Origin of the sequence: Pseudomonas sp. 09C 129, assembly GCF_002843625.1 — a bacterium.
Classification (GTDB): domain Bacteria; phylum Pseudomonadota; class Gammaproteobacteria; order Pseudomonadales; family Pseudomonadaceae; genus Aquipseudomonas; species Aquipseudomonas chlororaphis.
Genome location: NZ_CP025261.1, coordinates 2,789,566 through 2,813,839 on the forward strand (window position 1 = coordinate 2,789,566; position 24,274 = coordinate 2,813,839).

The following is a 24,274-nucleotide window of genomic DNA, read 5'->3' on the forward strand; positions in this document are numbered from 1 at the left end:
GCACAATTGAAGAGTCTGCTATTTGCCGCCGAACCCATGCCCCTGTCCGCCGGGCAAAAAGGGTTGTGGGCGTTGCACAAGACGTTGCCGGACATCACGGCCTATCAGATTCCCTTGTGTTTCCGTTGCGACCGAGCACTGGACCTCGAGGCGCTGCAACAGGCTTACCGGCGTGTCCTGACCAGCTATCCGTTGCTGACCAGCGTTCTGCATGAGGTGCAGGGCCAGCCGAGCCTGCGACCGCAGGCGGTTTCACGGTTCGGCCTGGTGCTGGAGGACGTTCGCGGGATGCCCACGCCACAGGTGCTGGACAGGTTGCACGGGTTGAGCAAACAGCCCCTGCCGCTGGAAGGGACTGCGTTGATCGATGGTCATGTCTTCCAGGCGGACGAGCAATGGTGGGGGTTGTTCCGGGTTCATCACATTGTCTTCGACGGCACTTCTGCCTTGCTGTTTCTGAATCACTTGTTCGATGCCTACCAGAGTCTTGTCAGCGGCCTGCCGCCGCGCGTCGAGCAACCGTCCGCGCACTTCGCTGAGTTTGTCGCCTGGCAAAACGAAATGCTCGCGGGGCCTGCCGCACAGCCGTTGCTCGACTATTGGCAAGGCGCGCTGGAACAAGTACCGCCGCCCCTGGAGCTGACGACGGACTTCGCCCGCAGCAGCACGGTGTCGTTCGAAGGCAGCAGTCTTCGCCAGCCGGTGCCTGAGGCACTGAATGCACGTCTGGAGTGCTTTTGCTCCGAACATGGATTGACCAGGGCGGTATTTTTCCTGGGGGTCTTCAATGGGTTGCTCAGCCGGTACACCCAGCAACAGGACATCGTTGTCGGCATGCCGACGCTGGGGCGCCCCAAAGAGTGTTTTGGGCAAAGCATCGGCTACTTCATGAACATGGTGCCGATTCGCAGCCGCGATATCGAAAGCGGTAGCGCGTGTGACTATTTGCGACGCCTGCAAGAGACGATGATCGATGCCGTCGACCATAGCGATTATCCTTTCCCGACGCTGCTCAAGGCACTCAAGGTGCCCCGCAACCATCGACAGCGCCCGCTGTTCAACATCGCGTTCGCCCATCAGAACTTCGCCAGCAGTCATTGGCTGCAGCACCTCGAGCATCAATACACCACGCCGCTGGGCATCACGATGGTCGAGCAGTTGCGCCAGGAAGGCGAATACGAGCTGGAGCTCGAGATCATCGAAAGCGCCGAGGGTGCGCTGATCAACTTCAAATACGCCACCGCTCTGTTTGAACCGGCACGCATCGAACGGATGCTCGTGCACTACCTGCAGTTGGTGGAAGGGGTCCTGGCCGACCCGCAGCGTTCGCTGGCGGACCACGACATTGTGGCGGCGCAGGAGCGGGCACTGCTGCAACGCTGTAACGACACTGACCTGAAGGTGCCGGCGGTCGCGAGCCTGCTGGAATGGGTGCAGCAACAGGCCGAGCGTGACCCGGAAAAAACAGCCTTTCGGTATCAGGAACACAAGCTCGGTTACCGCGCGCTGATGCAAGGCGCGAAGGCGCTGGGCAACTTCTTGAACGCACGGGGGATCGGGCCGGGGGCGAAGGTTGCGATTTGTGTCGAGCGCTCGCTGGATCTGCCGTTGGCCATCCTGGGTGTCCTGCACAGCGGCGCGGCCTATGTCCCCCTGGACCCGACTTATCCCGGCGAACGCCAGCGCTACATGCTGGAAGACAGCGGTTCCAGTCTGTTGTTGAGCCAGTCGACGATCACCCGCGACTGGCCCGTGCCTTGTGACGTCCTGTGCCTGGACGAGCAGCGCGCCCGCATCGCAGAGTATGCCGACAGCCAGGTACCGCAACTCAAGGTCCGCAGTGACAGCGATCTGGCGTACCTGATCTACACCTCGGGCTCCACCGGCAAGCCCAAGGGCGTGATGGTGCCCCACAGCGCGCTGAACAACTTCCTCCACGGCATGGCTGAGATGCTGCAGGTCGATGAGCGCGACCGTTTACTGGCCGTGACCACCTTCAGTTTCGATATCGCGGGGCTGGAGCTGTTTCTCGGGCTTGTTCGCGGTGCCGAATGTGTCCTCTGCGATGCCGCCGTGGCCAGTGATGCCGAGCGCCTCAAGGCGTTGATCGAGCACAGCGATCCAAGCCTGATGCAGGCGACACCGACGACCTGGCAATTGCTGTTCCAGGTCGGCTGGCAGCCTTCCTCGCGGTTGAAAGTGCTGTGCGGCGGAGAAGCGATGCCGGTGGCGTTGTTCCAACGCTTTCAGGCGTCGTCGGCGCAGGTCTGGAATCTCTATGGGCCGACTGAAACCACGATCTGGTCCAGCGCCAAGCGTCTCGATCACGCCAAGGGCGTGACCATCGGCGGCCCGATCGCAAACACCCAGCTGCATGTTTTCAATCAGTATCGACGCCTGCAGCCGATAGGCGTGCCGGGTGAACTGGCGATTGCCGGGGCCGGGCTGGCAACGGGTTACCATCGACTGGCTGAACAAACGGCGGACAAGTTCGTCGCCGACCCGTTTCGCCCGGGGCAGCGAATGTTCCTTACCGGCGACAGTGCGTTGCGCCTGGAGGACGGCGAGATCCGCTGTCTGGGACGCCAGGACCTGCAAGTCAAAGTGCGGGGGCATCGGATCGATGTCGAGGAAATCGAGACCTGCATCGTCGCGCAGTGCCCGGTGCGGTCGGCGGTCGTCGTACTGCATCAGGCGAGTGAGCACGCCTCGATGCTGGTGGCCTACCTGCAGGCCGACAGTGCTGCTATCGACCAGCAGCAACTGATCGCAACGGTCAAGGCCGAGCTGGGCAAACACCTTCCCGGGTACATGATGCCGCAGCGCTTTGTCTGCGAGCAGGCGCTGCCCATGACTGCCAACGGCAAGGTCGACCGCAAGGCGCTGATGGCGCGGATGTTGCCAAAGGCGCCGGACAAGGTTGTCGCGACAGCACCGCCAGTCAGCCAGCCGCAGAGGGCAGAGCAGGTCCGGCAGGCCTGGCAGCAGGTACTGGGTTATCCCGTGGAGGATGACGAGACCGGCTTTTTCGATTTCGGCGGTGATTCGGTCAGCGCGGTGCAGGTCGCACAGCTGCTGAGTGAGCGGTTGCAGCACAAGGTGGCGGTGACGCTGCTGTTTCAATACCCAACGGTGAGCCTTCTGGGGGCGGCGCTGAATCAACTGGCACCGGTCCTGAGCGACGATGGCGCGCCGAGCATGGCGGACGCAAGCCTGACCCAGGCGCCCGAACGCTTGCCGGACGCGCTGGAGGGGGCCGCGGCGGTCATCGGCATGTCCTGCCAGTTTGCACAAAGCGTGGACCTGGAGGCGTTCTGGGACAATCTCTGCCAGGGCCGCGCCTGCGTCACCCGTTGGAGCGATGCCCAATTGCGTGAGCTGAACGTCCCGGAGTCCATGATCCGGAACCCGCAATTCGTTCCGGTCAAGGCGATCCTGGACGATAAGCATGCGTTCGACGCGACCTTCTTCGGACTCTCGCCCAGGGACGCGGGCTTCATGAGTCCGGCGTTCAAGCACCTGCTGATGCATGCCTGGCGGGCGTTCGAAGATGCCGGTTATATCCCTGAACAGACCCCGAGCACGGCGGTATATATCTCGGCCGGGCAGAGCATGAGCGGCCAGCAGGGAGCGGCGGACGCGGCGTACTTTATCGAAGACGCCGATGAGTATGTCCGCTGGCTGATGGGGCAGGGCGGAAGCATTCCGACCATGATCTCCTACAAGCTCGGCCTGTCGGGGCCCAGCGTATTCCTGCAGACCAACTGTTCGTCGTCGCTGGTGGCATTGCAGGCGGGGCTGGACAGTATCCGCAGCGGCGCCGCGGATTACGCCCTGGTGGGCGCGGCAACGGTATTTCCGGTGTCGATGGCCGGTTATCTCCATCAGCCCGGGCTGAACTTTTCCAGCAGCGGCCAGTGCCGCGCATTCGATGCCGAAGCCGACGGCATGGTGAGCGGTGAGGGTGTCGCCATGCTCTTGCTCAAGCGCGCCAGCCTGGCGCTGGCCGATGGCGACCCGACCTACGCCTTGCTCAAGGAAGTACAGGTCAATAACGACGGGGCCCTCAAGGCCGGTTTTTTTGCCCCCAGCGTCGCGGGACAGGCGGCGGTCATCGGCCGCGTGCTGGACAAGGCGGGGGTCGAGCCGCAAGAGGTCGGTTACATCGAGACCCACGGCACGGGCACCGCGCTGGGCGACCCCGTGGAATTCGCCGCGCTCAGCGACGCCTACACCAGCAGCGCCGGAGCGCTACGGTTTTGTGGCCTGGGCTCGGTGAAAAGCAACATCGGGCACACGGACACGGCTGCGGGGCTCGCCGGCTCGATCAAGGCCATCCTCAGCCTGGCCCACCAGAAGATCCCACCGACACTGCATATCGACTCGCCAAACCGGCAGATCGACCTTGAGCACTCGCCGTTCTTTCTGGTGGACCGCTTGCGGCCGTGGCCGGCGCAGCCGGGGCGACCACGGCACGCGGCCGTCAGCTCCTTCGGGGTGGGCGGTACCAACGCCCATGCGTTGTTCCGCAGCGCCGACGACTTGCCCGCGCGTCCGGCGTCCGTGGGCTCGGGCCCTTATCTGGTGTTGCTGTCGGCCAAGACCGAGGACAAGTGCCGGGTGGCCGCGCAGCAGTTGCTGGCCTTTGTGCAAAACAGCGCTCCCTCACTCGATCTCGGCGATCTCGCCTACACCCTGCAAGTCGGCCGCAAAGCCTGGCCGCAGCGTATTGCCATGGTTGTGAGCGACCGTAACGAGCTCTGCCGCACCCTGGCGAACTGTATCGAGGGGCGTGCCGACGATGCGTTGCATCGAGGGCGGGCGAGTCGCCAGCTGGCCGCCCGCGAAGGGCTCGCCTCCGCCGCGAGCGACGTACACAGACTTGCCCTGCACTGGGTCCAGGGTGGCCACCTCGAGGGCTACCAAGCGCCAACCGGCGACAGACCGCCACGGCGCATTCACCTCCCGACTTATCCCTTCATCACTGACCGCGAAAGGCACAGTATGCCGACCACTTTGCAGAACACTGTCGAGCCCGTTCCCGCGCCGCCGGCCGGAACGGCCAGCCATGCCCTGCAGGGCGCCGTCTGCTGGGTCCGCGAGCCTTCACCCGCTGGCGAGTCGCAGCAGGGCGGCAGGACGGCGATCGTTTGCGACGCGCTCGACTTGCCCGGCGCACCAGGCGAGATGCTGCACATCGACCCTCGGGTCTTCAGCGACCAGGCCGCCCTGGCGACACTGTTCGAACAGCACGCGCACCTTGAACACCTGATCTGGCTACTGCCCGAGGACCGTATCGGTACATTGGCGGGCATGCAGGCCGAGCAGCACCGAGGGGTGTTATGGGGCGCCACCTTGCTGCAGGCACTGGGGGGAAGCTACCACGGCAAGGCGCTCAAGTTTACGGTGGTGACCCGGCGCAGCGTGGCGATTTTCGACCAGGACCCTCTGGTGGCCACCCACAGCGGGGCCCATGGACTGGTCGGGACGGTGGTCAAGGAACACCCGCACTGGCAGGCGCGGATTGTCGATGTCGAGGACCTTGGCGTGGTGTGGACGACAGCCTTCGCCGCATTGCCCTTCGAGCGTAGCGGCAGGCCCTGGGCGTACCGCGCGGGTGACTGGTTCCGGCCTTCGTTGCACCTGCTGGACGACAGCCTGGGCGGCCCCGATCGGCTTGCCGGGTCGACGTACCGCCAGGGTGGGGTGTATGTGATCGTGGGCGGCGCCGGCGCTATCGGGCAGGACTGGAGCGCTTACCTGCTGCGCAACTATCAGGCGCAACTGGTGTGGATCGGTCGCAGCGCGGCAGACGCACAAGTGCAGGCCAGCATCGAGCGGCTGGCGGCCCTGGGCCCCGCGCCGCTGTATGTTCAGGCCGATGCGACGGACCTGGAGCAATTGCAGCGGGCCTGTGACGCCATTCGCCAGCGCTTTCCCCGGATTCACGGTGTCGTGCACTCGGCGATGGTGCGTGAGAATCAGGTCTTGCAGCAGCAGACGGCGCAAGACTTCGAACGTCAGGTCAATACCAAGGTTGCCATCGCGCTGAACCTGGCACAGCTGTTCAGCGAGGAGCCTCTCGATTTCCTGTTGTTTTTCTCATCGATCAACGCCTTCTACCTGGCCCCCAACAGTTGTGCATACGCCGCCGGAGGCAGCTTCATCGGCGCGTTGGCCGACCAGCTCAATCAGCGCAGGGATCGTTGCGCGAAAGTCGTCTACTGGCCGCATTGGGAGACCGCGCAACTGCGCGAGGACTCCCAGGGTGTCCGGCAGCACCTGGCACGGTTGGGGTTCGGGGTGTTGCCTGTCGAGCAAGGCATGGCCCAGCTCGAAACTTTCCTGGCGCAGCCGTTCACGCACATGGCCAGTTTGCGGCTGACCAGTGAAACCAAGCTGCAACAGCTGAACTTCAGCGGTTTCGGCGTGTACGCCAAGCAGCAGGCCTGTGCTGCCGACGTGGTGCCTGCGACGACGCTCGAGCTGGACCAGGCGCAACGCTTGATTGAAATCACCTATGGCCAGCTGGATGAAATCGCACCGCTGCTACGGGCGTTGATGTGGCGACAGATCGACCTGTTCCTTGGCGAAGCGGGTCTGACTTCGGGCAACCGTCGCGGCCGCTATTCATTGAAGCACCTGCAATCGGCGCTCAGCGACGGTCACTACCTGCTGCGTTGGCTCAACGCCAGCCTGCGCATTCTCGAAGACCGCGAGGAAATCACCCTTTCAGGCGATCAAATCATACTGTCCAGCGCCCTGGAAGATCGGGTCGACAGCAGCTGGGAGCGTTGGCAGACAGTCAAGGCCGAGCTGGAAAAAGATCCGTTCCTGGCATCGGTCAGCCGTTTTATCGACGTGGCGCTGCAAGCCACTCCCGATGTGCTGGGCTCGCGCAAGAAAGCCACCGACGTGTTTTTTTCCAACAGTTCGATGGCACTGGTGGAGTCCATCTACAAGGAAAACCCCGTCGTCCACTACTACGGTTCGGTGGTCGGCAAGCTGGTCGCGGCCCAGATCGAGGCGATTGTGGCTCGACAACCGGACGCCAGGATTCGCCTGCTGGAAGTGGGCGCCGGCACCGGCAGTTGTACCGAGCATGTGTTGGCCGCTCTCAAGCCGTTTGCCGAAAATATCAGCGAATACTGCTTCACCGATCTGTCGCAGTTGTTCCTGCAGCGAGCCGAGCGTCGCTACCGCTCCGAGCATCCGTACCTGGCCACGCGGATTTTCAACGCCGAGAAAGAGCCGCAAGCCCAGGGGATGACGCCTGAACACTACGATGTGGTGATCGCCGCCAACGTGATTCACGCGACTCAGGACATTCGCACCTCGGTGCGCCATATCCAGTCGTTGATGAAGACTCATGGTCAGTTCCTGCTGTTGGAGCTGACTGAAAACTCACTGTTCTCCCACCTGACGTTCGGCTTGCTTGAGGGCTGGTGGCGCTTCACCGATCCTGAGTTGCGGATGCCTTATGGCCCGGCATTGTCGGCCGCGAGCTGGCGCAGCGTCTTGCTGGATCAAGCCTTCGATCGCGTCAGCTTTCCCTGTGCAGCCCTCAAGCGCAGCGACCTGCAGGTAGTCGTCGGCCGCAGCAGCGGGTTCGGTCTCGGTCCGCAGTCCCCGCGCCGCTGGACATCGGTGCAGGCGCCCGAAGCTACGGCCCCGGCACAGCCCCATGCCCCGGCAGCCAGCCCAGGTGCGGCGCTGGCACGTACCGTTGCCTGCCAGGCCGCTCCGGCGCAGGTGGCCGTATCGTCGGCGTTCGCTCAGGTGCGCAGCACCCTGGCGCAGGTCTTCAGCCAGGCCCTGGGGGTTCCCACCAGTGATATCGATGGCGACGAGTCTCTGGGCGATTACGGTCTGGACTCCATCATCGGGGTCAAGCTGGTACAGCAGATCAATGCCCAACTGAACGTGGAGCTGGTGGCGGGGGTTCTGTTCGAGTTCAACACCCTGAACCTGCTGGCCAGCCACGTAGCCGGCTTGTTGCCCGAGTCGAGGGTCACGCCTGCGCCTGCCGTCGAGCCGGTTTGCGCCGCTGTCGCGCCGCCGGTTCTCCAGCAGCCGGCCCAAGTGCTGACGCCGAGCCACAAGCCTCGCCCTCATGATGTCGCCATCGTCGGCATGAGCGCGCAATTTCCCGGGGCAAATTCGCTGTCGGCGTTCTGGAACAACATCGAGGAGGGAATCGACTGCACCCAGGAGATCCCGGAGGAGCGTTGGGACTGGCGGCAGTTCTTTGGTAAAAGCGACGGCGCGAACCCCCGCACCGAGTCACGCTGGGGCGGCTTTATCGACAATGTCTACCACTTCGATCCGCTGTTCTTTGAATTGTCGCCCTATGAAGCGGCATTGATGGACCCGCAGCAGCGCCTGCTGCTCAAGCACGCCTGGCTGGCGATCGAGGATGCCGGTGTCGCGCTCAAGCGGTTTGCCGCGAAGAAAACCGGTGTGTTCATGGCGGTCGGGGCATCCGAGTATGCGTACACCGTGCAATTGCCGGTGGGCAATCCACTGGTGGCGTCGTCGATTTCATCGGCGATGGTCGCCAACCGGATTTCCCACCTGTTCAACCTGCGCGGGCCGAGCGAGCACTACGACACCGGCTGTTCGTCCTCGCTGGTGGCTCTGCACCGGGCACTGGTGGCGATGGCCAACGGTGAGTGCGAGCAGGCCCTGGTCGGCGGGGTACAACTGGTGTTGTCGCCCCTGGGCGCGATCAACCTGGGGGCCGTGGGCTTTCTCAGCAGCGATGGCCAGTCCCGTTCATTCCAGGCCGGCGCGGACGGTTTTGTCCGTTCCGAAGGCGTGGGGGTACTGGTACTTAAATCCCTGGAACAGGCGATCGCCGACCGGGACGATATCTACGCGGTGCTCAAGGGCAGTGGGGTGGCCCACGGCGGCAAAGGGGTTTCGCTGACGTCCCCGAATGCCCAGGGCATGAAGGAGGCAATCGTCCAGGCGCTGGACCGTGCTGGCGTGGAGCCCGGCTCCCTGTCCTATGTCGAGACCCACGGCATTGCCTCGGAAATCGGCGACAGCATTGAGATTCAAGCGCTGAAGTCGACCCTCGACGATGGGGCGGCGCCGGAAGATTGCGTCTTGAGCAGTCTCAAGCCGGTGATTGGCCACGCCGAAATCGCTTCGGGGATCGGTGCGCTGATAAAAACCGCATTGGCCTTGCGCAACCGCCTGCGCCCGGGGGTTCCCGGTTTCTCGCAGGCCAGCGAGCACCTGTCGCTGGCCCATAGTCGCTTGAGCATTGCCGCGCAGCCGCGCGACTGGCCGGCGCCGGCGAGCGGCCACCCACGCCGTGCCGGGGTCAACAGCTTCGGTTTTGGTGGGGTCAATGCATTTGCCGTGCTTGAAGAATATGTCCATGAACCCAGCGCGTGGCCAAGCCAGGCAGGCGAGCGGCAGTTGCTGGTCCTCAGTGCCAAGCAGGACCCGGCGTTGCGTCGCAGTGCGGCAGCGCTGCTGGACTTTCTGGAAAACAACGCAGCCCTGGACCTGGCGCAACTGGCCGCCGCCCTCTGGCGCAAGACCGCGTTGCCGGTGCGATTGGCGATGGTCGTGAGCGATCTTCAGGAAGCCGTCACCCACTTGCGTGCTTTTGTTGCCAGCGAGCCGGGACAAGCGGGGCCTCTGCCGGGTTGTCATTATGGTGATGAGAGCAACCGTTCGCCGGCCCTGCACGAGTTGCTTGAAAGCCCCTCGGGCGCGGCATTGTTGCAGGGGGTGCGTGAGCAGCGCGATTACCCTCGGCTGGCGAGCCTGTGGTGCTGCGGCGTGGCCATGGACATTGATCCGGCCCTGAGCGAGCAGCCTGGGCTGCGACTACCGGCCTACGTCTTTGATGAACGCATCTGCAAACTGCCCGCCCACACGGACGGCTTCAGCATGCCGAACCTGTCGGCCCCAGGCCGTGCCGCCGCGCCGAGAGAGGCCGAGCGGGTAAGGCATGACGGCGCCGCGCCGCAGGACGCCGAAGCTCAGTTGCGGCTGATGCTTGCCAGCTTGTTGCAACTGGAACCCGATGAGCTGGATTTTCAGCGGCCTGTTGCGCAGTACGGTGTCGACTCGCTGACCGCGGTGATGTTGCAGAACCGGATTTTCGAGCACTACGGGATCCGGCCCGGGCTGCCGCAGTTGTTGAACTGTCGAAATTTCGCCGAGCTGGCCCGCAGCTTGCCCCAGGTCCCGGCGACGGTCGCTGTTCAACCTCGCGAGTCGGCGCTGGCCGAGCATCCGCCGAGTGTCGGCCAGCAAGGTCTGTGGACCGAGCAACGGTATTTCGCACAACAGGCCGGATACAACATCCCCTATGCGTTCCGGCTTGATGGCCGGGTGGACGCCCGACGGCTGTTCGCTGCCGCCGAAGAAACCGTCGCCCGCCACAGCTTGCTGGGCGCAAATTTCGAGTTGCGAGGCGAGAGCCTGTGGGTTCGTAACAACGCCCACCCACGTCCGCAATGCACGGTTCATGAGTACCAGGGCGCCGACGATCAGGCACTGGAAGCGTCCATGCGGGCGATTGCCAGAAAGCCGTTCAAGCTGGAGAGCGATGCGTTATTGCGTGTCGATCTGTTTGTCCAGGCACCCGACCAGGACAGCACGGTCCTGATGTTGACGTTCCATCACTCGGTGTTCGACGGCAGCTCGTTGCCGATCTTCCTGGGCACCTTCCTGGCGCTTTACGAACAAGGTCCAGAGGCCGACGTACCGGCACCGCGCAGCAATTATTCCGCCTTTGTCGAGTGGCAGCAGCGCTGGCTGCTCAGTGAGGAGGGCGTGCGCGCCGGTCGCTTCTGGCATTCGCGGCTGAGTACCCCGCATATGCCGCTGGCGCTGCGTGGCCAGCAGCCAGGCGAAGGGCGCGACAGGCAGCCCGAAATGCTCAAGGTGGCGTTGCCGGCCCGTACCCTTGAAGGGTTGGCACGGATGGCCGAACAGCACAACGTGAGTAGCTACAGCTTGATGCTGGCGGCCTTTGGCCTGTTGTTGCGACGTCTGGGGGCGACCAGGCAACTGCGTGTAGCGACTCCTTTTTTCGGCCGTCCGCATACGCAGTTCGAAGACCTCGTGGGCTACTTCGTCAATTTGTTGGTGATGCCCCTGGATGTTCCCGAGGAGTCCGCGCTGGGGGACTGGTTGCCGACCTTGCAGCAGGAGCTGCTCGAGGCACTGGAGCATGGCCATTATCCGTACCCGCGCCTGCACCAGGAACTGGCGCGTCCGGGACAGCCGCTTTACGACGCGGTGTTCATGTACCAGAACTGGGTGCGCTCGACCCAGCGTCGACTGGCATCGAGTGGACGACACCTGCAGCCCATGCTGCAGATCCAGCAGCAAGTCGATTTCCCGCTGGCGTTCGAGGTTTTCGAAGGCGAGGAGGGGAGTACGCTGTTCTGTCATTTCGACGCGGCGATTTATCCGCCGGCGATGATGCAGGAACTGCAACGGCAGTACCTGGAGCTGTTGGCCACGCTGCCAGCGTTGGCCGCGGCGCAGGGTATTCCCCAAGCCGTGGCGCCAGCGGCACAACCCAGCCTGGCGGCGCTGTTCGAACGGCAAGCGGCGCTGACGCCTCATCAGGTGGCATTGATCTGCGACGACCAGCAGCTTGACTACCAGCGACTCAATCAGCGCGCCAATCAACTGGCCCGCGAGATCCGGCAAGCGCTGCCAGCCTATGGCGAACAGGAGGCCGTGATCGGCCTGTTGCTGGAGCCGGGGCCGGCGTTTGTCGCCGCTGCGCTGGCCGTCTGGAAACTCGGCCTGGCCTATCTGGCGCTGGACCCGGCACTGCCAACCAGCCGTTTGGCCTACATGGTCGCCGACAGTGGCTGCCTGCTGGTGGTCAGTCACGGGGCCGCCCGACAGCGTTTGCAGGGAACCCTGGAATGGGCCGTGCCAGAGTTGGACCTTGATGCCCGACAGGCGCAGATCGACGCTCAAGATGTCAGCGATGGCGTGAGCAGCCGGTTTCAGGATTTCTGCTACGTGATCTATACCTCCGGCTCCAGTGGCCGTCCCAAAGGCGTCAAGGGCAGCCAGCGTGGCACGCTCAACCGTCTGCAATGGGGCTGGAACACCTTCCCCTATGGAGAACAGGAGTGCTGCTGCCAGAAGACCTCACTGAATTTTGTCGACCATGTGGCAGAGCTTTTTGCTCCGTTGCTGCAGGGCGTACCGAGTGTGGTTCTTCCCGACCACTGGTTGCGCGAACGTGGCGCGGCGGCTTTTCTCCAGGCTCTCGAGGGGCATCGGATCACTCGGATGGTGGTGATCCCGTCGTTGCTGCGGGCGATGCTGCAGGAGCCTTCGGCCGCTACGGCGCTCGGCAGCTTGCGTTATTGCTTCAGTAGCGGCGAACCCTTGTCGGCGGATCTGGCAAAAACCTTCTTCGCTCTTTGCCCGCAGTCCGAACTGATCAATATCTACGGCTCCAGCGAAATGAGCGCGGACGCGACCTTCAAGCGCGTCACACCGGGGGCTGAAGAGCAGATCAACATCGGCCGTGAGCTGGACAACGTGAGCGTGGTCATCGTCGACGAGCAGGATCGTCACTGCGCCATCGGCGTCACAGGGCAATTGCTGGTCGCCGGAGATGCCCTGGCCCTGGGTTACATCGGCCAGGATGACGAACACGAACAGCGTTTTGCGCTGCTGGATCTCGATGCCACGGGGCCCCGGCGGTACTTTCGCAGTGGCGACCTGGGGTATCGGCTGGCGAATGGTGAGATGGTGCTTTCGGGGCGCCATGACCAGCAGGTCAAGGTCAAGGGACAGCGAATCGAGCTCGGCGAGATTGAAGCCGCGCTGCGAGAGCATGCCGGTGTCCTGGAAGCCTTGGTCAAGCAGGTCGGTGAAGACTCGGGACTGGAAGCGTTTCTGACGCTGAGCGAAGCGCTCGATGGTCGCACCCTGCGTGAGCACCTTGGCCGGATCTTGCCGCGGCACATGATCCCCAATCGCTTCTATCAGCTGGCGCAACTGCCGAGACTGGCCAGTGGCAAAGTCGACCGGTTGAGCCTCTCGGCGGCGGGGGCTCGCTTGCTGCCCTACGACGCGCAACACGAGCCTGGCGGCCCGGACTCGGCAATCGGCAGCGATAACGCGACGCGCCTGCTGCAGGCCATTGCGCAAGTCCTGCAGGTGGCGGCCAGCGAGCTCAGCCTTGACCAGGACTTCTACCAACTGGGCTTTGATTCATTCCGTTTCGTACTCCTGGCCGACGCCTTGAACACTGCGTTTGGCGTCAACAGCTCACCAGCGGACTTCTATCGCCATGGCACGCCGCGCAAGTGGCTGGCCAGCCTGGCGTTGCCCTCCGGTGATGAGGCTCGTGAGCCTGTACCGACCTCGGCGGCCCTCGATGAACCTATCGCGGTGGTGGGGATGGCCGGGGTGTTCCCCGGCGCCGATGACCTGGGCCGTTTCTGGCAGCAGTTGTATGAGGGGAACGACCTGGTCAGCGAAACCCCCGCTGCCCGCTGGCGTTGGCAGGACTATGCCGACCAGCCGGGGGGCGCCGCCTTGCGCTGGGGCGGGTTTATCAACGATGTCGACAAGTTTTCCCCCGGTTTCTTCGGCCTGTCGCCGCTGGAGGCCGAATTCATGGACCCGCAGCACCGTTTGTTCCTCGAGTCGGCCTGGCATGCCCTGGAAGATGCCGGTTATGCGCCGCGTACATTGCCCGAGCGTGAGGTGGGCGTGTTTGTCGGGGTCAGTTCAATGGATTACGCCGGCAAGCTGATGATCAACGGCGAGGTCGATCCGCTGGCGAATTTCGGTAATGGCCACAGCATGCTGGCCAACCGAGTGTCCTACCTGCTCGACCTGACGGGGCCGAGCGTGGCGATCGACACCGCCTGCTCCAGTTCGTTGGTGGCGATTCACGAGGGGGTCAAGGCCATTCGCAATGGCGATTGCCGCTGGGCCCTGGTGGGTGGGGTCAATATTTTGCTCGAGCCGCGCATCACGCTGGCCATGGGCAAGGCCAAGATGCTCAGCCCCGAGGGGCGCTGCAAGACCTTTGCCGCCGATGCCGATGGTTATGTGCGAGGCGAGGGGGCCGGAGTGCTGGTCCTCAAGACGCTCAAGCAGGCCTTGGCCGATAACGATCAGATCCATGGCGTCATTCGCGGTAGTGCGGTCAATCACGGTGGTCGTGCCAATTCGATGACCGCCCCCAATCCCCAGGCACAAGCCGATCTGGTGCACCAGTTGTACCAGCGTGTGGGGATCAGCCCGGATCAGGTGAGTTACATCGAGACCCACGGCACGGGGACTCCGATTGGCGACCCGATTGAAATCAACGCGCTGAAGGAAGCCTGGCAGCGCGGCGGGTATCAGCCCGCATCCGGGGCGCGCTGCGCCCTGGGGGCCTTGAAAAGCAATATCGGCCACCTCGAGGCCGCCGCCGGGATCGCCGGTGCAATCAAGTTGTTGCTGTGCCTCAAGCACAAAACGCTGGTGAAGAACCTGCATTGTGCGCGCACCAATCCCTACATCGACTTGCAGGACAGCCCGTTCTATCTGCTCGAGGACAGCGGTCCCTGGCTGATCGACTCCACGCGTCCACGCATGGCCGGGCTCAGTTCGTTCGGTATCGGTGGAACCAACGCTCACCTGCTTTTCGAAGAATTCTCAAAGGAATCTGCTGATGAATGATCGTGATGACCAACTGATCGTGCTTTCGGCGTTGCAAGCGCAGACTCTGCCAGTACTGGCGCAACAGTTGCTCGAGCATGTGCTCGGCCGGCCGGATCTGGCGCTGCCCGATATTGCCTATACGCTCCAGGTCGGCCGCGAAGCCTTGCCGCACCGTCTGGTGTTGCTGGCGGTGTCCATGACGCAGTTGATTGCCCGGCTCCAGGACTATGTGCAGTCGCCCGAAGCGCTTGAACCACCGTTCTGGAGCGGGGTTGCCGAGCGCGCCCGGGTCGAGCAATGGAGCGTCGAGCAATCCCGCGAGGCCAGCCATGAGTCCCTGGCCAGGGCCTGGGTCGACGGAGTCACGCTACCCTGGGCCGGGCTCTGGGCCGGGCAAGCGGTACGCCGGACCAGCCTGCCGGGTTACCCCTTCGAACGTGAACGGCATTGGGCGCAGCCGGAACAGCTCGCCCAGGCCGAGCCTCAAGGTGGAGTCACGCATCACGCGCATTTGAGCGGCAACGAGTTTTTCCTGCTTGACCATCGACTCAATGGCCGGGCGATTTTGCCAGGCATGATGTACATCGAACTGTTGAGCCGTGCGCTGCGCGCCGCGGGGCAACCGGCCGCGCCCTTTCAGTTGCGCGACCTGCTCTGGTTGCAACCGATGTGGGGGGATGCCGCCGGGATCGATCTGCAGGTGCTTCTGCGGGCGGGGGGCGAGCGTGGGCAACAGCTCGAGGTCCGCTCGCGAGCGGCTGACGGTCAATGGGTGGTGCACTGCAAGGCTGAGGTCTGCGCTCCCTTGCGAACGGCCAGCCGCCTGGACATCCCGGCGCTTGAGCAACAGGCCAAGAGCCAGTTCACAGGAGCCGAGTGTTATCCGCAACTGACCGCCATGGGGCTGGAGTACGGTCCTGGCCACCAGTGTATGGAGCGTCTGTGGGTCGGTGACTTCGGTGTCCTGGTCAAGCTCCGCGCGCCTGAGCTCACCGAGCCTGCGCAGGAGGACTTTCTGGTCCATCCGGGAGTATTCGACTCGGCCCTGCAAGCGGCCCTGGGGCTGAATATGCAGGTGTCGGGCGCGGGCCAGGCGAGCGTTCCCTTCGCTCTTGCGCACTTCGAACTGCTGCGCGCATCGGCGCCGCCATGCTGGGCCTGGCTGCGGCCACAGCCGGGAGCCGGGAGTTCGGCAGCATTGCAGTTGATCGATATCGATCTGTTCGACGCCGAGGGCGAGCCCGTGGCGCTGTTGCACGGATTGGCCTCGCGCGTGCTGGCCCCCAGCAGCACTGCTTCCACAGGGCCGGCGCAAGCCCCTGCCGCACCCGCACCCGCGCCGGCCGGGGATCTGCGCTACGCGGCGCTCGCCTACTTTCGCCAGCAGTTCGCGCGGATCCTGCGTCTGAACGAAGACGACATCCAGGAGCAGGTGCAACTGGAGCAGTACGGTATCGACTCGATCATCATCATTCGCCTGACCGATGAGCTGGAAAAGACCTTTGGGCGTTTGTCCAAGACATTGTTCTTCGAGTACCAGTCGCTGGGGGAAGTGACGGACTACTTCATGGCCGAGCATGCAGCGGTACTGCAAGGAATACTGGAGCCGGAAACCCAGACCCCACCCCCCGCGGCAGTCGGCGTCACTCCTGCCTCGGTGGTCGCGTCCGAAGCGCCGGCACCGATGCGCTCCGCCAATGAAGACGATGATCAGGAGATCGCGATCATCGGTCTGGCGGGGCGCTATCCTGGGGCACGCAACATGGAGGAGTTCTGGAGCTGCCTGGCGAACGCCCAGGACATGATCCGTGAAATTCCAGCCGAGCGTTGGGACCACCAGCGCTTCTATGACCCGGCCAAGAACACCATCGGCAAGACGTACTGCAAGCACGGTGGCTTCATCGATGATGTCGACAAGTTCGATCCCTTGTTCTTCGGCATCTCGCCGCGTGAAGCCATTGGCATGGAGCCACAGGAGCGCCTGTTCCTGGAGTGCGCCTATGAGACGCTGGAGGATGCCGGTTACACCCGCAGCAGCCTTCCGGCGGCGCCGGGCGGCGGCAAGGGACGCAGTGTCGGGGTGTTCGTCGGGGTCATGTACGAGGAGTACCAGCTGTTCGGCGCTCAATCGACTGAGCGCGGTTACCCCTTTGCCGTTCCGGGGCATCCGGCCTCGATCGCCAATCGGGTGTCCTACATTTTCAACCTGCAAGGCCCGAGCATCGCGCTCGATACCATGTGCTCGTCCTCCATCACCACCTTGCACCTGGCCTGTCGCAGCATTCGCGACGGCGAGTGCGAAATGGCGTTGGCAGGTGGCGTTAATGTGTCCATTCATCCCAACAAATATCTGATGCTGGGCCAGGGTGGCTTCGCGTCGGCCAAGGGCCGCTGCGAGAGCTTCGGTGAAGGTGGCGAGGGGTATGTGCCGGGCGAGGGGGTGGGTGCGGTATTGCTCAAGCGCAAACGTCAGGCCATTGCCGATGGTGACCAGATCTACGGCGTCATCAAGGCTTCGGTGCTCAACCACGGTGGCAAGACTAATGGCTACACGGTCCCCAATCCACTGGCCCAGGCCGAACTGATCTCGGCGGCGTTGGCCCAGGCCCGGGTTCCGGCGCGTGCGGTGAGTTACATCGAGGCCCATGGCACAGGCACGCCACTTGGCGATCCGATTGAAATCGCCGGGCTGTCCCGGGCATTTGCCCGGCAAACCCAGGACCGGGGCTTCTGTGCCATCGGTTCGGTGAAGTCCAATATCGGTCACTGCGAGAGTGCTGCCGGGATTGCCGGGATCAGCAAGGTGCTGCTGCAGATCAGGCACGGACAACTGGCCCCTTCGCTGCACTCGGCGACCCTCAACCCCAACATCGATTTCGCCGGCAGCCCATTCTATGTGCAGCGCAGCCTGACGCCGTGGCAGCGTCCGACGCTGAGTGAGCACGCCGTTGAAAAGACCTGGCCCCGCTTGGCGGGGATCTCGTCTTTCGGGGCGGGAGGGGCTAACGCCCACCTGTTGATCGAGGAGTACCTGCCTTCGAGCGTGCCGCCGCATACGGCGAGGTCAATGCCCGTGGCCATTGTGCTTTCGGCAAAAACCGCAACCGCCCTGCATCTTTCCGTGCAGCGGCTGGCGGCGGCGCTGGCCAGCCCGGCATTGTCGTCAGCGGACCTGTCTGGCATTGCCTTTACCCTGCAGGTCGGACGCGAAGCGATGAGCGAACGCCTGGCGCTATGCGTGAGCTCTCACCAGGAGCTGCGGACTCGACTGGAGGCCTGGTTGCAAGGCGACAAGGTTGCGGCGGGCCTGTTAAGTGCAACGGTCAGCGCCGCGTCGGCCAGTGGGCCGAGTGTCGCCGCGACCGATCTGCCAGCCGCCGTCGCGGCCTGGGTCGCGGGTCAGGAGGTGGACTGGCGTACGGCGTATGCACAGCCGTACCCGCAAAAAGTCAGTCTGCCGACCTATCCGTTCGCCCGTGAGCGCTATTGGGTCGAGGACGAGGTCGAGGCGGCCATGCTGGCCGATGCCGGTCGCGCCGGCCAATGGCCGACAACACGGCCACTGCATCCGCTGGTACAGAGCAACACTTCCTGCGTCGGCCTGCAACGCTTCAGCAGCCGCTTCGATGGCCGTGAGTTTTTTCTCGACGAACACCGCATCAACGGGGAGAAACTCTTGCCTGCCGCGGCATCCATCGAGATGTTCACGGCGGCGGCGAAACTCAGTCATCGCCAGGGGCGCGGTGGTTCTGCGCTACGCCTGAGCCAACTGGCCTGGCTGCAGCCGATCTGGCAGCGCACGGCTGAACTGCGGCTGGACATCGAGGTACAGGGTGAGCCCGATACCGCTGACTGGCACCTGCGGTGTGTCGACGCTCAAGACCCTGAGCGTGTGTATTGCCAGGCCACTGTCGCCGATTGCCCATCGCGTTCGCTTCGGCATGACGTCGAGCAATTGATCGCCGGCTGCAGTCGCCATCTGAGCGGCGCCGAGCTGTATCAAGGCTACCGGGAGGCCGGTTATGAGTATGGCGAGTCTTTCCAGAGCATCGAGACGCTGTGGGGTAGCGATGACTATGTGATTGCCAAACTGCATATGCCGCAGGCCCGAGAGGCGAGCCAGGCCAAACCGTTCGATGTGCCGCCCTCGTTGCTGGACGGTGCGTTGCAGGCGAGCGCGGGGTTGATGCTGCCCGGCGCGCCCGCCGGTTTCTCGGTGGCCCTGCCGTTCGCCATCGACAGCCTGGAACTGTACGGCCCTTGTGAGAACACCCTGTGGGCGTACGTCCGGCGTCAGCCGGCGCAGAGCGAAGCGATCACCCGGTTCGACATCGATCTGTGCAATCGCGCGGGCAATGTCTGTGTCGCCATCAAGGGGTTCAGCTCGTTACGGCTCAAGTCGGGCGATACGACCGGGCCCACGATGACCACCCCCGGCTCAACCCCGCACACCCTGGCCAGCCGCGCCACGACCGAGGCCGAGCAGAAGGTCTATCTGTTGCCGCAGTGGACCCTGGCGCAGCCTGAGTACAGTCCGTTGTCCCATGATCTGCGGCGCCTGTTGATCCTGGGGAGCCGGCAGGAAGACCTTGCGCGAATCGTCGAAGGCCAGCCTGATGCGGTCTGCCTGCAAGTCAGCCCCGACAGCGGCAGTGCCGAGCTCTTGGCCTTGCTCGAAGGTCGGGATATCGAGCATCTGATATGGCTGGCCCCCAGCGGCAGGCATTCGCCTTTCGACCAGGCCGCGATCCTGCAGGCGCAGCAGGGCGGGGTGATGTTCCTGTTCAACTTGTTCAAGGCCTTGCAGCAGATGCCGGTTGCCAGCACGGTGTTCGAGTTGACCGTGGTGCAGTACGAGACCAGCAGCTTCGACGGGCGGGCGAGCAATTTTACCCAGGCAGGCGTGCATGGCCTGGTCGGTACCATGGCCAAGGAGTCGCCGCGCTGGCGGGTCCGCAGCGTCGACATCGAGCGCGACAGCGTGGGAGCCCTCAGGGATATCCTCCGCCAGCCTTGTGACCCTCTGGGCCTGCAACGAGTGCGGCGCAACGGCCACTGGTACGTCCGCCAATGGCTCAAGACCGAGTTCCAGCAGCCGCCACGCGGCGACTACCTGTGCCAGGACGGTGTCTATGTGGTGATCGGCGGGGCAGGCGGGCTGGGCACCGCGTGGAGCGAATACGCGATTGGCCACTGCAATGCGCAGGTGATATGGCTGGGGCGGCGGGCGCTCGATGCCGATATTCAACGACAGATAGACAGCTGTGCCCAGGCAGGGCGTGCGCCGGTCTATTACCAGGCCGACGCTTGCGATCTGGAGGCTCTGCAGGCGTGCCTGCAGCAGGTTCGCCAGCGTTTCGGCAGCATCCATGGCGTCATCCATTCGGCGTTGCTGCTCGAAGACAGCACGCTGGCGAATATGGATGAGGCGACACTGCGTCGGGTGTACTTCGCCAAGCTCCAGAGCAGCCTCAACCTGGGGATCGCACTGCGAGAGGCGCCCCCGCAGTTCCTGCTGTTTTTCTCCTCGACCGTGGTGTTCACCCCGCCGCCGGGCCAGGCCAACTACAGCGCCGGGTGCCTGTTCCAGAATGCCCTGGCGGAGCAGCTGGCGCGGGAGTTGCCGAGCCGGGTCAAAGTCATCAACTGGGGCTTCTGGGGCAATACCGGTATCGCGGCCTCCGCACACTACCGTGAACTCATGGCGCGTAACGGCATTGCCTCCATCGAGCCGGTGGATGGCATGGAAGCGTTGAACTACCTGTTTGGCGACGACCTCGATCAGCTGGCGTTGCTCAAGGTCACGGACAAGGTCCGCAACCCGCCCGCGCTGATTCCTTCCGACGAACAGTTGACGGTGCTGGCGGCACAGTCCGGGCTGCCTGGCCATGACTCGGACCAGGCTGCCCGCCCCGATGGCAGCGTTGTCGAGCGCTGGCGCCAGTGGGCCGCCACCCCGGGTGCCGCCGTATCGATACTGGACATAGGGGGCTGTTTCGCGGCGCGCGGCGATGTGCTGGAGCATCTGCAAGCCATGCAGCGGTATGTGTGCAGCCACGATGGCGATGCCGAGCGGTTGATGATCGCCGGGCTGGAAGGGCAGGTTGGCGGACTGCAAGCGGTGGCTTTCGACCCGCAATGTGACATCGCCGGGCAAGGCCTGAAACCGGGGGAATACGATCTCGTCATTGCCCTGGCGCAAGCGGCTGGAGATTTCCGGCTGACGTTGCGCCACATCAAGGTGTTGCTCAAACGCCAGGGAAGCTTGTTGGTCGCCAGCCATGGACGCACCGACGAGCTGCGCCTGGCCTTGCATCGGGAAGGCTTCAAGGTGATGGGGCAGCTGTCGGATACGGTCAGCGGCGAGGTGCTGGAAGCCGTCAGCGATGGGGTCATTCGTCAGCCGTTGCGTTCGCCAGCCAACGCACAACACGCGCCGCAGGCGAGCCAGCCGCCGGTGACGGCTCAGACCGCCCAGGTACACGAAGGGCAACTGCTCGACGCCGCTCTGGTCCACTTCAAGCGCCTGATCGCGCAGGAGCTGCGGATTCCCGTGGAGCGCCTGGACGTCGACGAACCGCTGGACAGCTATGGCATCGACTCGATCTATTCGGTACGGCTGGTCGCGATCCTCAATCAGTCCTTCGCCGATGTGAGCAATACACTGTTTTTCGAGGTACAGAACATCCGCGCCCTGGTGATGCATTTCATCAACAAACATCGGCTCGAGTTGGAGACATTGCTGGGGGTGCAGCCGACGCCGTCGGACGTCGCGCCGGCGCCAGCGTTCGCAGCACCGGCGCCGATTCCGCTGGCCGCTTGGCCGCAGGCGCCGAGCGCTGTTACGGATCCCCGGAGCAGCGCCTGTGACATCGCGGTTATCGGGATGAGCGGGCGGTATGCCCAGGCAGACGACCTGGAAGAGTTCTGGCAGAACCTGTCCCAGGGGCGCAACTGCATCAGCGAAATTCCGCCAAAACGCTGGGACTGGCGCCAGCATTTCGATGAGCAGCGTGGCAAGTGGGGCAAGCACTACAGCAAATGGGGCGGATTCATCCGCGATATCGACGCGTTCGACCCGTTGTTTTTCCAGATATCGCCGACCGAAGCCGAGCGTATGGACCCACAGTCCCGTTTGTTCCTCGAACAGGCGTATGCCTGCATCGAGGAGGCCGGTTACACCCCCGGTACGTTATCGAACGGAAACCGGGTCGGGGTGTTTGTCGGGGCAATGAACGCCGACTACGTCAACGGCGCCAGCTACTGGTCGATCGCCAATCGGGTTTCCTACCTGTTCGACTTCAAGGGGCCGAGCCTGGCGGTCGACACGGCGTGCTCCTCGTCCCTGAGCGCCATTCACCTGGCAATCGACAGTCTGCTGTCGGGGTCGTGCGACAGCGCGATTGCCGGTGGGGTCAATCTGATCATGAGTCCGACCCACTACATGGGGCTGTCCCTGATGGGGATGTTGTCGGAGAGCGATCAGTGCCGGGCCTTCGGTGCCGACGCCGATGGTTTCGTCGACGGTGAAGGGGTGGGCGCGATTCTGCTCAAGCCGCTGTCGGCCGCGGTGGCCGCTGGCGATCACATTTACGGGGTGATCAAGGGCAGTGCGATGAATGCCGGAGGTCGCACCAGCGGTTTCACGGTGCCGAACCCGGCGGCGCAGACCGCGGTGGTGAGCGAGGCCTTGCGGCGCTCCGGAGTTCCCGCGCGCCAGATCAGCTATGTCGAGGCGCACGGGACCGGTACGCCGCTAGGTGACCCGATCGAGATCAAAGGCCTCAGCGATGCATTTGCCGACGCTGGCAACGAGCGTCAGTTCTGCGCCCTGGGTTCGGTCAAGAGCAATATCGGCCACTGCGAAAGCGCCGCCGGCATCGCCAGCGTGACCAAGGTGCTGCTGCAGCTCAAGCACTCCACACTGTTGCCGACGCTGCATAGCGAGCGCAGCAACCCGCGTATCGATTTCGCGCGCACACCGTTCAAGCTGCAACTCAGCGCGCAGGAGTGGCAACGCCTGTCGGTGGAGGTGGACGGCCAGATGCACTCCGTAGCGCGCAGTGCGGGCATTTCATCATTCGGGGCCGGCGGGGCCAACGCCCATCTGATCATTCAGGAGTACCAGGACCTGCGACCGCGGACTCCCATTGCATCCGGCGTGGTATTGATCCTGTTGTCGGCGCAGTCGGCTCCCCAGTTGCGTCAGCGCGCCGAACGTTTGCTGGCGCATTTGCAGGGAAGCGGTGCTCAGGTCGATCTGCGGGATTTGGCCTACACCCTTCAGGTGGGGCGCGAACCCATGGAGCATCGCCTGGCGTTCGGCGCTTCGACGCGGGAAGCGGTCTGCGAAACCCTGAAGGCGTTTGTCGAAGGGCGCGATGTCGAGCGGGGCGAGCTGTTCCAGGGCTCCGTGCAGGATCACCGCGAGGCCATGGGCCTGTTGCAGGGCGATGAGGACCTGCGCCAGACCATCGATCACTGGTTTGAAAAGGGCAAGTTCGGCAAGTTGTTGGCCCTATGGGTCAAGGGCTTGCAGGTGGACTGGCAGCGCTTTTATGCCGAGCGGCCGGGTCGGCGCGTGAGCTTGCCGACCTATCCGTTCGCCAAGGAGTTCTTCTGGCTCGACCTGGGGGCGCAGGCGGTCGCGCTGTTGCCGTCACTGGCGGCGCCCGCGCAGCTGCATCCGCTGTTGCAGGAAAACCGTTCTGGCCTGGAGGGCGTTCGTTATGTGAGTCATTTCAATGGCTCCGAGCCCCTGTTCAGGGATCACCGTGTTGCCCGGCAACGTCTGCTACCGGCTGCCGCGCAGGTGGAAATGATTCGTTGCGCGGCCACCTCGGCGCTGGGGCAGGCGGTCGATAGCGTGATGCCCATGCGCCTACGGGACCTCGCGTGGGTGACACCGGTCAGCGGCGAGCAGCCGCTGAGCCTGGAGTTGGTGCTCAAGCGCACCGCCACGGACCTGCAATTCTGTCTCGGGCAGTCGATCTCTGCGGCCGAGGGGACCTTCCATTGTCAAGGCAGCATCGACTTCCCTGAAGCCCAGGCCCGGAGCGTGGTTGATCTCGACAGCCTGCGCGATGCCTATCCGCCGCTGGCGCTCGGCGCCGCCGATTTCTACCAAAGACTGGCCGAGCATGGCCTGGAGTACGGCGCGTCGTTGCGTACCCTGACTTGGCTGGGGAGCAAGCCGGACAGCTTGCTGGTGGGCCTGAGCGCAGATCCGCAGGCCTATAGCGATGCGCGTTATGTGATCGATCCCGGTGTGCTCGATGGGGTTCTGCAGGCACTGGCCCTGTTCGAGCCGGCGGCGGCCGCCGGGCCACAGCCGTCGATAGCCTTGCCTTTCGCGGCGGACAGCATCGAGTTGTTCGCGGCCTGTCGCGGCACGTTGTGGGCGCATCTGCGGCGACAACCGGCGTTCAACGCCCTGGGGCCGAAAACCGATATCGATGTGTACGACCAGGCCGGGGGCCTGTGCCTGTCGCTGCGCGGCCTGGTAACCCGTGGATTGCCCGCCGATGCCACGCCATCTCTGGAAGACGACGCACTGGTGATTCTGAGTCCCCGGTGGACGCTGGCCAACCTTTGAAGTCCGAGGGAC

The 24,274-nt window shown here is 63.9% G+C and carries 2 protein-coding genes; both read left to right on the forward strand.

Features of this window, described 5'->3' with window-relative positions; all coding sequences use genetic code 11:
- The first annotated feature begins 6 nt into the window (after positions 1-6).
- Positions 7-14,685: a non-ribosomal peptide synthetase gene (locus CXQ81_RS12810; RefSeq protein ID WP_178081056.1), complete on the forward strand. Its 14,679-nt coding sequence runs from the start codon at positions 7-9 to the stop codon at positions 14,683-14,685.
- Positions 14,678-24,262 (forward strand): SDR family NAD(P)-dependent oxidoreductase, encoded by a 9,585-nt coding sequence (locus CXQ81_RS12815; protein WP_101337369.1) that lies wholly within the window; start codon positions 14,678-14,680, stop codon positions 24,260-24,262. The genes CXQ81_RS12810 and CXQ81_RS12815 overlap by 8 nt, the downstream gene beginning before the upstream one ends.
- Positions 24,263-24,274: the final 12 nt, after the last annotated feature.